This window comes from Suttonella sp. R2A3, from assembly GCF_021513215.1.
GTDB lineage: Bacteria > Pseudomonadota > Gammaproteobacteria > Cardiobacteriales > Cardiobacteriaceae > JAHUUI01.
Window position 1 is genome coordinate 1,205,995 of the sequence record NZ_CP090975.1, and the last position, 11,811, is coordinate 1,217,805.

Below are 11,811 nucleotides of genomic sequence, written 5' to 3' on the forward strand. Positions count from 1 at the left end.
ACACTAAATTGAAATGTTCACTCTAAAACCCCATGCCACTCTTAGCTAAATCACCATCAACCTATTATCAAAAAGCTACGGACTATCAAAATGAATATTAGAGAAATAGCCAACGAAATAAATGAACGATCAAAAAAACATTTATTCGGAGAATTTCAAAATTTACGCAAAAAAATAAAAGGACTTAATAGAAAAGCGAGCTCTAAAATTTTTACAGATCAAACCATTTCTAACGATGGTTGGGCTTTTCATTGTGGTGGAAGAAAAGAAATACAATTTAATATTGGATTTGAAAATGAAAGTTTTCGATATGGATTAGCATTTTCCTTAGTCACAAGTCGTTCTCTTACTGATTTGAGAGTTTTATATCCAAAAATTTTAAAAATTAATGCTTTGATCAGAAATGAGCCAGAGTTATTTAAAGATTATAGAATGTGGCATTACAAAGGAGAAAGGAGCGACATTACAGGAGTTCATGAAATAGGTACTGAATTAGTTCAAGGTGGGACATTTATATTTATCGGAAAGTTAATGAATACTAAAGAAATTAATTTTGACGAAATATTATCAACTTTTCATGATTTATTAAATATCTACCAGGAAGTAGAAATTGAATCAGAGAAAATAATAGAAACCACAAAAAAGAAAGATACATTCATATTCAATAATAAATCAAAAATATTGCCGGGAAGTGCTATTTACAGTCCTATAGAAAGAGAAATTAATATTGACGCTAGACATACGTACTTACAGGAAAAACTATATGACCACTTAGTTTCAATATTTGGAAAAGATGCGGTTAGTTTAGAAAATCCAATAAATGGAAATCGGATTGATATTGTTGTAGAAAACAGCAAGAACAGCTATATATTTTATGAAATTAAAACTGGAAGTTCAGCTAAATCCTGTATTCGTCAAGCGATAGGGCAATTATTTGAATATGCATTTTGGAACAGGCAAGAGTTTAATGTAGAGTTGGTAGTCGCAGGAGAGTTTGAACTGGACAAGACAACTTCTGAGTATATATGGTTTTTGAAAAATACATTTAACATCCCAATTTCATATCATTGCATAAAATAAAAAAGGTTCTTTAAACCAGTATAAATACCCCCGAATTTGAAACAGTTCATTCATAGAATTTAACCGGTTAATTTTCATATATCAAGAACAAAGTGCAAAGCTTTGGCAAGACCGTCATAAGTTGACGCATAACACCCTGTCTTTTAACACTGGTAACTAAAAGTTAGCCCTCAATCCTAAATGGTTTGCTGAGTATTCCTTAACTGAGATAAACCCAACTTATCATGGTGTTCATTGGCAGTCATAAAGATTCTCGCTATACTTTAACTATTGTTGCGAACAAAGGGTGATCATGAAGCGTTGGTGGGGTTTATTTCTATGCTTGTTCAGCGTATGGTTACAAGCACTGCCTCTCGCTGATATACCAGCAGCCGCACCTGTGGTAGACCTTGCTGGCGTGATCCCTGCTGAACAAGAAACCGTGCTCACAGAACAATTACAACAAGCGCGCACAGCCGGTTTAATGGAAGCCTCAGTGCTGACGATTGACTCCAGCGATGGCGAAGATCTGTTTGATTATGGCTTGGCTGTCTTTAGGCGCTGGGGACTCGGTAATGCCGAATCCAATAACGGCCTATTACTGATCGTTGCGGTTAATGATCGTAAGTTACGTTTTCATACTGGCTACGGCTTAGAAGGCGCACTACCTGATATAACCAGCAAACGTATCATCGAAAACAACATCACCCCTTATTTTAAACAAGGCGATTATGCCGCGGGTATCATCAGCGGTATGAGTGCTGTAGAAGCGGTACTTAACGGCGATGAAGTGATTGCTGAAAATAGGCCATCGCATGACCAGAAAGAGAGAACTACGCTCGAGAATTTGCTTGTGCCTATTTTAATGGTCCTTGCCTTTATCGGTAATTTTTTGCGTAAGTTTTTGGGCAGCTTGCTCACTTTTATTATCTTATATGGTAGTGCGGCAGCGATTGTTATCCTCACCATGGGATTCTCGTTTGGCATCATTCCAATATTAGTGTTTATGTTTGTCTTTTTCGCTATTTTTTCGCTACCCAAATCCACTAAAGGTTCGTCTCGATCCAATCGTAACTGGCCTTCTTCGGGCGGAGGATGGTCCTCAGGAGGCGGCTCTTCTTGGGGCGGTGGTGGCAGTAGCGGTGGTGGCGGCGCAGGAGGTTCGTGGTGACGATTATCCATAATATCGGGCGTAGCTTGCGCCAAATTAGCTTTATTCCATTACGCCAGAGATGGCTGAACCATCGCGTTATTGCCGCGCTTAATGAAGCCAACAAAGCGGCTGAATGCGGCCATCGTGGCGAAATACGCCTGCTTATTGAGCGTTCAATGCCGCTAGGTGTCGCCTTTAACCAACGAATTCGCGAGCGAGCCGAAGATCTATTCGCACATCTACGTATTTGGGATACGGTGGAACGCAGCGGCGTACTGATTTATCTGAATTTAGCCGAAAAACGCTTGGAGCTCGTTGCTGATCGTGGCATTGGTGAAAAAGTTGCGCAGGAAACCTGGCAACGACTATGCGACAAAGCCGCTGCTGACATTGACCAAGGATCGCCGCAAATCGCTTTAGAGCAATTACTCAGTGCGATTGGCGACACCTTGCGTGAACACTTCGCTTGCCCTGATGATCCTCATGGTAATGAGCTGCCTGATCGTGTCGTGGTTTTATAAGTATCAAGCCCCCCTTTTCAGCTTTTTACGGCAAAGCCAGACTGGCTATACGCACCATTTCATGATTAGCAAACAATCGTTTGATTATACTAATTTTGTTGTTTATGACTATTCATCATTGTTAAAATTAAGGTAATATTGCGGCAAATTATTTTAGGAGTCTATTATGTTGATTGGCGTACCAAAAGAGATCAAAAGTAATGAATTTCGTGTGGGTTTAACCCCCGATAGCGTCCGCGAATTGTGCACCAGTGGGCATCAAGTGATCATCGAAACCCATGCCGGAGAAGGCATTGGCGAGGACGATGAGGCTTATCGCACAGCCGGCGCGGAAATCGTGAGCGAAGCATCCGAAATATTTAGTCGTGCTGAGATGGTGGTTAAAGTCAAAGAACCTCAGCAAAAAGAATACAAACAACTGCGCGCCGATCAAATCCTCTTTACCTACTTACACCTATCGCCCGATCCAGAACAAACAGAAGGCCTCATGCAAAGTAAATGCATCGCTGTAGCCTATGAAACAGTCACGTCTCGCCAAGGTACGCTGCCTTTACTTGCACCGATGTCAGAAGTTGCCGGCCGTATGGCCACTCAAGTGGGCGCCTATCATCTGCAGAAAAACAGTCATGGCGAGGGCATGCTGCTTGGTGGTGTGCCTGGTGTTGCGCCGAGTAAGGTAGCGATTTTAGGTGGTGGCGTCGCGGGCACAAATGCGGCGAAAATTGCCATCGGTATGGGCGCAGATGTGACCATTCTTGATCGTAACATCGAGCGCCTGCGCTATTTAGCTGATATTTTTGGCACACAAGCACATACCGTCTACTCTACGACGCAAAGCGTTGAAGATTATGTGGTTGATGCCGATGTTGTGATCGGTACCGTCTTGATCCCGGGGTCTAATGCACCAAAATTGGTCACTAAAACTCTATTATCAAAGATGAAAAAAGGCGCAGTGATTGTTGATGTCGCGATTGATCAAGGTGGCTGTACAGAAACCAGTAGAGCTACCACCCACCAAGAACCAACCTATATTGTTGATGATGTGGTGCATTATTGTGTGGCTAATATGCCTGGTGGTGTTCCTAAAACCTCTACTTATGCGCTGAATAACGCCACATTGCCGTTTGTGCTGGCCATCGCCAACAAAGGGATCAAGCAAGCCTTACAAGACGATGAGCATTTACGTAACGGACTGAACGTCTGCCAAGGAAATATTGTCTATCAGGCCGTTGCCGAGGCGCAAAATCTGCCTTATATCCGAGTGCATGACGCGATTGCGCGCTTATAAATCGAATCTCGTCCAAGCCAAACAAATAGCATCGCAACTGTTTGTTTGGCACTCACCTGATAACACTATATATAGTCATCGATAACACCTTTCAGTACGAGATATTGTGCCGGAAGGTGCGAATGAAGTGTTTTTTTGTTGACAAATGTCAATGATTATCATTAAATAATAGCGCATCTTCAATGTGAGCATCTTCTCATATTGAAGATCCGCATAATACTCATTGATGAGGTGTTCTATGATAGCAACAACTAGCCGCAGCCCCAACATTTGCCCTATATGCGCCAGCGACGAAGAATGTGCAGAAGTAATGCGCAAATTGCAGTCTTTTTTAACTGATGCAAAACAAGCCTTGGATGAAGCGGTCTTTTCTCAAGCATTATGGTCGTTGCGCTGTGCTTATGCCATGCTGCTTGATGACTTTCGTCGCCATGAGCACATACTCCCCCTAGCACTGCGCATGCGCTTGCTCTCAAAGGCATGTCATATGTGGCGTGAAACACAAGAAGTTCTTCCAGAACAGGATAAGTCATTAGTCGCGATGTGCGCGTTCATCGAACGCCAACACCAACGCGCCAATTTCTTTGCTTGCTAAATGACTTTAAGCGTAATCTAGGTAATTAATCGCTGTACTTAAGCAGCATTCACACTCGCAATCGCAATCGCTTTGAGGATTTCAGCCTGTGAGGCACCTGCGATCACGCATTGGCCAAAGTGCTGCATAATGATGAGACGTAACTGGCCTTGCGCGACTTTCTTATCTAGCAACATCGCTTGATAGATCGCATCAGGACTCAGATCGGCATCGAGCACTATGGGAAGGTTTGCGCGATCTAGTAAGTCGATAATACGTTGTGTATCAGCTACTTCGATATGCCCGAGCTGCTCAGAAAGTAGTGCTGCCATCACCATACCGATGGAAACTGCCTCCCCATGAAGATAGCGCTTATAGCCGGTGAGTGACTCGATAGCGTGACCGAAGGTATGGCCTAAATTTAGCAGCGCACGTTGCCCGCTTTCACGTTCATCAGCGGCCACTACATCAGCTTTATTTTGGCAACAATGGGCAATCATCTCACGCAAAGTATCAGCGTCTTTAGCCATAATTTTGTCAAGATGATTCTCTAGCCACGCAAAAAACGGCGCATCATTAATCAACCCGTATTTGATAACCTCAGCAAGACCGGCGCTGAATTCACGCGCTGGCAAAGTTTCTAAAACATTAATATCAATCAGTACCGCTTGTGGCTGATGAAAAGCACCTATCATATTCTTGCCCTGCGGATGATTGACCCCGGTTTTGCCACCTACTGAAGAATCAACTTGCGAGAGTACGGTGGTTGGTATCTGCACACAGGCAATACCGCGCTGATAGCTGGCTGCCGCATAGCCGGCAATGTCGCCAACCACACCGCCGCCAAGCGCAACAATCAACGCGTCTCGATTAAATCGCGCAGTGATCAACGCATCAAAAATGCTGCTCACAGCAGCTAAATTTTTATACGCTTCACCATCTTTGAGGATAACCTCAATCACTGTTTTATCGCCGAGCGCACGTTTAAGCGTGTCTGAATAGAGCGGTGCGATGGTGTCGTTTGTAACGATACAAATTTGCTGCGCTGGTAGATGCTCGCGTATAGCCTCAGTGCGTGCTAGCAATCCAGCTTCGATCAAAATAGGATAGCTTCGTGATTTGCCAGCAGGTAAGTTAACAGTGAGTATGCTCATGGGATCAGTAGTCCTTGTGCGCTATGTTGTGAGATAAAACCATCAGCGAATACGCCTTGGCTACGTTGCCATTCACGGAAAGCCTTGCGGGTATTGCCGCCTAAGATGCCATCGACCGCTCCTGGGTCAAAGCCCAGCTCACTTAAGCGCTGTTGAATCGTACGTACTTGGGTGGTTGCCAGCGCGCCATACTCGCGCGGCCATTGTCCTTGCAGCGCTGGTTTACCGGCAATCGCATCACTGAGCAAACCAACGGCCAGCGCATAACTTGAGGCATTGTTATACACTTTGATTACCTCAAAATTATCACTACGCAATAACGCAGGACCATTACGCCCACCTGGGAGCCATAAGCTCATATTGGCATTCGCCGGTACACTTTGTGTGATACAAGAAACGCCAAGCGCGTTCCATTGTGCCATACTCATCGTTTGTTCAACATAGTTATCGCTGATATTTGCTGGCAACGCGACCTCACAACCCCAGGGCACACCTTGCTGCCATCCTGAAGCGCTCAGGTAGTTTGCAGTTGAAGCGAGCGCATCAGCCGTCGACCATAAATCACGCCGGCCATCATAGTTGCCATCGACCGCATAGCGAGCATATGTAGTGGGGATAAACTGCGTTTGTCCCATACCGCCAGCCCACGAACCATGCACCGGATTCTGCGTCACATCCCCTGCGTTCATCAGCTTCATCAAAGCAATCAGCTGATTTTCGGCAAATGCACGACGTCGCCCTTGATAGGCCAAAGTTGCCAACGCTGGGAATAATTCTGTATTACCAGTATCCACCCCATACGAAGTTTCTAACCCCCAAATAGCAACGATCACCTCTGCCGGCACGCCATATTCCTGACCTAAACGCTGCAATAAGGCGCTCTGTTCAGCGGCGCATTTACGGCCTTGATTCACCCGTGCATCGCTGACTGCGCTATCAAGATACGACCAAATCATTTTGCTAAATTCAGGCTGCTTTTGATCGAGTTTGGCAATGCTTGGTTGATAATGCATTTGCTGCGATAGCGTTTCGATAACCAGCGGTGGTACGCCTTCTGCTAAAGCGCGCGCACGAAACGCCCCCAACCACGCATCAAAATTACGGTATTCTTGCGCCTCAACCGCCACATCGTCTTTCGGATCCGGAAGCGTGTACGTATTGACGCGCACACACCCTGTACTGATCAGACAGAAAGGCAATAATAAAGCCCAAATCGATGGCATGGTTTTCTCCGTAGCAATTCGTGTTTCTTAAATAGGTGCATTCTATCTTAGCGCAAGCACGTCATAGGGTCACGATTTTGCGCCTATCCCCACACACGCTTAATCAAGCCCAATAAATTATCACGCATAATCGCAGCAATATCAGTGTCTTTATAACCCATCTTGGCCAACCCTTCTGCAATACGCGGCAACCCTTCAGGGGCAACGTATTTACCGGTTAACCCACGGATCGGATCATAACCCGCCTCTTTCGGCCACCAATACCCGGGATCCAAGCCTTCAGGACGGTCGCTGATGCCATCATCGTAGCAATAATCTGGACCAATGGCGGTATGTTCTATGCCAACCATTTGCACCACATAATCAATATGCGGCAATAAAGACTCGGGTTGCAACGCCTCATCACCAATAAAACGCCCAACTCCATTAAGCGCGATGATTCCACCAGTCCCGGCGCAGGCTTTAATCGCTGCGTCACTGATATTGCGCCCATGCTCAACCAACGCATGTGGATTCGCATGACTAAATAACACCGGCCGATCGCCACTGAGCTCACAAATATCGAGCGCTGTACGCTCCTGTGAATGACTCAGATCCATTAAAATGCCGTGTGCATGAATCGCCTCAACCATCTGCTCCCCAAGTGGGGTGAGCCCTTGTACCACATCGTGCGCACCACCAGCGGCCGAGTTGTTGCGGTTATACGCCAAATGGATTTGCCGCACCCCAAGCTGGTGATAAAGCGCGATCATATCGACTGATTCCAATAGCGGTAGCGCCCCTTCTAAATCAAAAGACACCGCCAATTGATCATTCGTAGCCGCATCGAGAATATCTTGATGAGTGCTCGCCAGCATCAGCCAATCGCGCTCAGCAATTTGGCGACGAAATCCAGCAATCGTGGTCATCACCTGCGCCAGCGGATTCATATCCATCCCGACATTAATCGACACATAGCGCACGCCGCTGTCGTAATGTCTACGCAGCTGATCCATATTGCTCTCTCCACGCAGTGGCAAACAAGCATGTGCATCTGCAAACCATGAAACTGTCATAACACTTCCTTAAACCCCGATAAAACGCCCATGATAGCGAGGAAATACGTAACAAAAAAGCGATTCTCTGTATTAATCAATCAGCGCTTCTGCACCCCCTTTTATCGCTGGATGATTGTTCTTAATCGCGTATGATGGGTGTTTTTGCAATTAGTCTATGGATTCAGTCACTCAAGCCGTACTTGGCGCAAGTATTCAAGGCACTTCTCTCGGCAAATACCAAGGTCGTAAAGCCTACCTCTATGGTGCAGCACTCGCCACAGTGCCTGATCTGGATGTATTCATCCGCTACGCAAACCCGATCACCGCAATGACCACCCATCGTGGCTTTTCGCATTCGATTTTTGTCCTCACCACATTTGCCGCCCTACTCAGCTGGTTAATCGACAAATACCGACCAGCTGCACAGCGCGGTTACTCTCAGCAACGCTTATTCATCACCCTGTGGTTGGTGTTAGTCACCCATCCGATTCTCGATAGCTTTACCGTGTATGGCACGCAGCTCTTCTGGCCGCTTGAGCGCACACCTGAGAGTTGGTCATCAGTATTTATCATCGACCCGATTTTTACGCTTCCCCTTTTGCTCGCTACCCTTTTAGGTCTACTCTTTGGCTACCGTCGGCGAGTAAATCAGTTGGCGTGGTTTGCCTTATGTTTTACCTGTGCATACTTGGCGTTTTCCCTAGTGGCCAAACAAATAAGTGAAAACCGCGCCCGTGCGACGTTTGCCGCACACGACATCACCCTAACGCGCCTAAAATCGATTCCCATGCCGCTGACTACCCTGCTTTGGCGCGTGCTTGCCGAAGACGATCAAAACCGCCGCTATGAACTGGTCAGCGGCCTGCTTGATGATCATCCGCCGCAATGGCGCGAGATGGCTTATCATCGTGCGCTCAATGCAAAAATGGCCGATAATCCCAATTATCAACGTCTGTCGTGGTTTAGCGACGGCTGGGTGGATGTGCGCCACGAACATGGCGCATGGATACTCATCGATGAGCGCATGGGCTATGGAGGGCAGAGCTTTTTCCGTTTCACGATCGCACAAGACGATGCGAACGCCGAACCACAGCCTGTTTTCCCAGAAGCCGCGCCACGCGCTTTTTCCTCCAGCGATCGTAGTGCACAACTGGGGCATCTTTGGCAGCGCCTACGTTACGGCACAGCGCTACCTTATGCGCAGTGGTCGGAATAAGTACAATGCGCTAAAATATTCGCTTTCGTTTTTTCAATAGGAGAAAAACCATGTCGGTTCAAAAAGTCGTGCTCGCGTATTCCGGTGGCTTAGATACCTCGGTGATTTTGAAATGGTTGCAGGATGAATATCAATGCGAAGTGGTGACCTTTACCGCCGACATTGGTCAGGGTGAAGAAGTGGAGCAGGCGCGCACTAAGGCACAAGCGCTTGGGGTTAAGGAAATCTATATCGAAGACCTCACCGAAACCTTTGCCCGCGACTATATTTTCCCGATGTTTCGCGCCAACACCATCTACGAAGGCGAATATTTACTCGGCACATCAATTGCCCGTCCGTTAATCGCTAAACGTTTAGTGGAAATCGCTAAAGAAACCGGGGCGGATGCGATCTCGCATGGCGCGACTGGTAAAGGCAACGACCAAGTGCGCTTTGAACTAGGCGCGTATGCTCTGATGCCAGAAGTGACGATTATCGCGCCTTGGCGCGAGTGGGATTTGCTCACCCGTGAAAAACTGCTTAACTATGCAGCCGCTCATGGTATCGATATTTCTGCGAAAAAAGGCAAAGCACCGTATTCGATGGACGCTAACTTGTTGCACATTTCTTATGAAGGCAATGAGCTGGAAGAAACTGATACCGCGCCAGGGGAAGATATGTGGTTACGCAGTGTGTCGCCACAAAACGCCCCTGATGAAGTCACTGAAATCACCCTCACTTACGAACACGGTGATCCGGTAGCACTCAATGGTGAGCGCTTAAGCCCTGCAAAAATGCTCGCAGCACTTAATACTTTAGCAGGTGCCAATGGCATTGGGCGAATTGATATCGTTGAAAATCGCTATGTTGGCATGAAAAGCCGCGGCTGCTACGAAACCCCTGGCGGCACCATCATGCTCAAAGCACACCGCGCGATTGAGTCGATTACCTTGGACCGCGAAGTGGCACATTTGAAAGATTCTCTCATGCCAAAATACGCCGAAATGATTTACAACGGCTACTGGTGGGCGCCTGAGCGCAAACTCTTACAAGGCTTGATTGATGAAAGCCAACAGTCGGTTAACGGCGAAGTACGTTTAGCACTGTATAAAGGCAATGTGACCGTGCTCGGTCGTAGCTCAGAGGACACCCTCTTTGACAACGCGATTGCCAGCTTCGATGACGAAGCCGCCTATAATCATAAAGATGCCGAAGGCTTCATTAAACTCAACGCACTGCGCTTGAGAATTGGCGCGGCGAAGGGGCGCGATAATGACTAAATTACGCACCGTCTACGTAAATGGCGAGTTCGTTGCCGAAAACGAGGCAAAAATTTCAATTTTTGACCGCGGTTTTTTAATGGCCGATGCGGTGTATGAGGTGAGCGCTGTGCTCAACGGCGCCATGCTCGATAACGAAGCCCACCTTGCACGCCTTGAGCGCTCACTCACAGAACTCAATATGACAATGCCGATGTCGGCGAAAGCGCTCATCAACATTCAAGAAGCGCTCATTGCCGATAATCGACTCAAAGAGGGCGTTGTTTATCTACAAGTGACGCGTGGCAGCGCAGATCGCGATTTTGTATTTGATCCTAATATGCAACAAAACGTCGTGCTTTTTACCCAAGCAAAAAACCTGCTCAACGACCCAATGGTGCACAAAGGGCTGCGGGTGATGACGCAACAAGACATCCGCTGGCAGCGTCGAGACATTAAAACCACCCAACTACTTGCGCAATCATTAGCTAAAATGATGGCAAAAAATAACGGCTATGACGATGCGTGGATGGTCGATGATGCAGGACAGATTACCGAAGGCAGCAGTAGTAACGCGTGGATTATCCAAGGTGATAAAGCGGTCACACGCCCAGCAAGCCATGACATCCTTAACGGCATCACCCGTCGCACGCTGATTGAGGTGTTAGGCGAACACGGGCTAACCCTGGAAGAGCGTTGCTTTAGCGTTGAAGAAGCGCAAGCTGCCGATGAAGCGTTTGTGACCTCGGCTGGCGGCATGGTGATGCCGGTTGTCGCGATCGATAAACACGTTCTTGCCGACGGCAAACCCGGCGCACGCACTTTAGCTTTGCGCCAAGCCTACATTGATCGCGTCACAAACCTCAATGCGAACGCCTGAGCTAATCACGCGCTTTTATGTTTTGCCTGATGAGGCGGATCTCGATCAGCGGTTGGCTTTTGCCTGCCGCCTGGTTGAGCGATCCGCGCAAGAGGGATTATCTGCATTTGTGCTTTGTGCCGATCAAGACATGCTGGACACCCTCGATGAGCGACTCTGGCGTTTCAAACAAGAGAGTTTTCTTCCGCACTGCCGCCTAGACGACGAATTAGCCCGCCATGCCAAAATTTGGCTGGCTGCGCCGCCTGAGCGCGCCAACCGTGCGGATGTATTAATCAACTTAAGTCTTGAGCCGCAACCAGATATTCCACGCGATTGCCAGCGTATTTTTGAACTTGTCAGCGCTCATCAGGAAGTGCTTTCTGCCACCCGCGCACGTTTTGCCGCTTATCGCGCTCGAGGTATCACCCCACAAACCCACCGCCTGTAAGGCATTAAAAAATTTACGCATTGTAAACCTATCAATAA

General features: G+C 47.3%; 12 protein-coding genes. 9 read left to right on the forward strand and 3 right to left on the reverse strand.

Features of this window, described 5'->3' with window-relative positions; genetic code table 11:
• The first annotated feature begins 90 nt into the window (after positions 1 to 90).
• The 5 genes from L0B52_RS05700 (at position 91) to L0B52_RS05720 (ending at position 4,616) form a co-directional block, all read left to right on the forward strand.
• A complete protein-coding gene (locus tag L0B52_RS05700; RefSeq protein WP_235063775.1) occupies positions 91 to 1,080 on the forward strand; it encodes a hypothetical protein in 990 nt (329 codons plus the stop codon).
• A gap of 292 nt (positions 1,081 to 1,372) precedes the next feature.
• A complete protein-coding gene (locus tag L0B52_RS05705) occupies positions 1,373 to 2,230 on the forward strand; it encodes a YgcG family protein (RefSeq protein ID WP_235063776.1) in 858 nt (285 codons plus the stop codon).
• Positions 2,227 to 2,733 carry a TPM domain-containing protein gene (locus L0B52_RS05710; protein WP_235063777.1) on the forward strand — a complete coding sequence of 169 codons (507 nt, stop codon included), beginning with the start codon at positions 2,227 to 2,229 and terminating at the stop codon, positions 2,731 to 2,733. The genes L0B52_RS05705 and L0B52_RS05710 overlap by 4 nt, the downstream gene beginning before the upstream one ends.
• A 166-nt stretch (positions 2,734 to 2,899) precedes the next feature.
• Positions 2,900 to 4,021 carry an alanine dehydrogenase gene (gene ald / locus L0B52_RS05715; RefSeq protein ID WP_235063778.1) on the forward strand — a complete coding sequence of 374 codons (1,122 nt, stop codon included), beginning with the start codon at positions 2,900 to 2,902 and terminating at the stop codon, positions 4,019 to 4,021.
• A gap of 310 nt (positions 4,022 to 4,331) precedes the next feature.
• The gene (locus L0B52_RS05720; protein ID WP_235063779.1) at positions 4,332 to 4,616 is read left to right on the forward strand and encodes a hypothetical protein; all 285 of its coding nucleotides are present in this window, start codon (positions 4,332 to 4,334) and stop codon (positions 4,614 to 4,616) included.
• Between the two features lie 38 nt (positions 4,617 to 4,654).
• On the opposite strand, the gene aroB is transcribed toward L0B52_RS05720, so the two are convergent.
• The 3 genes from aroB to L0B52_RS05735 all read right to left on the reverse strand — a co-directional run bounded on the left by aroB (position 4,655) and on the right by L0B52_RS05735 (position 8,027).
• The gene (gene aroB / locus L0B52_RS05725) at positions 4,655 to 5,749 is read right to left on the reverse strand and encodes a 3-dehydroquinate synthase (RefSeq protein ID WP_235063780.1); all 1,095 of its coding nucleotides are present in this window, start codon (positions 5,747 to 5,749) and stop codon (positions 4,655 to 4,657) included.
• Positions 5,746 to 6,972: a lytic murein transglycosylase gene (locus L0B52_RS05730; RefSeq protein ID WP_235063781.1), complete on the reverse strand. Its 1,227-nt coding sequence runs from the start codon at positions 6,970 to 6,972 to the stop codon at positions 5,746 to 5,748. The genes aroB and L0B52_RS05730 overlap by 4 nt, the downstream gene beginning before the upstream one ends.
• Positions 6,973 to 7,055: 83 nt before the next feature.
• Positions 7,056 to 8,027: a dipeptidase gene (locus L0B52_RS05735; protein WP_235063782.1), complete on the reverse strand. Its 972-nt coding sequence runs from the start codon at positions 8,025 to 8,027 to the stop codon at positions 7,056 to 7,058.
• A 157-nt stretch (positions 8,028 to 8,184) separates the two neighbouring features.
• On the opposite strand from L0B52_RS05735, the gene L0B52_RS05740 reads away from it, so the two are divergent.
• Genes L0B52_RS05740 through L0B52_RS05755 form a run of 4 tightly spaced genes read left to right on the forward strand, consistent with a single transcriptional unit; the run spans position 8,185 to position 11,773 of the window.
• Positions 8,185 to 9,225: a metal-dependent hydrolase gene (locus L0B52_RS05740; RefSeq protein ID WP_235063783.1), complete on the forward strand. Its 1,041-nt coding sequence runs from the start codon at positions 8,185 to 8,187 to the stop codon at positions 9,223 to 9,225.
• A 50-nt stretch (positions 9,226 to 9,275) separates the two neighbouring features.
• On the forward strand, positions 9,276 to 10,484 hold the full coding sequence (locus L0B52_RS05745; RefSeq protein WP_235063784.1) for an argininosuccinate synthase: 1,209 nt from the start codon (positions 9,276 to 9,278) through the stop codon (positions 10,482 to 10,484).
• The gene (locus tag L0B52_RS05750; RefSeq protein ID WP_235063785.1) at positions 10,477 to 11,343 is read left to right on the forward strand and encodes a D-amino-acid transaminase; all 867 of its coding nucleotides are present in this window, start codon (positions 10,477 to 10,479) and stop codon (positions 11,341 to 11,343) included. Before L0B52_RS05745 ends, L0B52_RS05750 begins: the two co-directional genes overlap by 8 nt.
• Positions 11,330 to 11,773: a DNA polymerase III subunit chi gene (locus L0B52_RS05755; protein WP_235063786.1), complete on the forward strand. Its 444-nt coding sequence runs from the start codon at positions 11,330 to 11,332 to the stop codon at positions 11,771 to 11,773. Before L0B52_RS05750 ends, L0B52_RS05755 begins: the two co-directional genes overlap by 14 nt.
• The last annotated feature ends 38 nt before the right edge of the window (positions 11,774 to 11,811 follow it).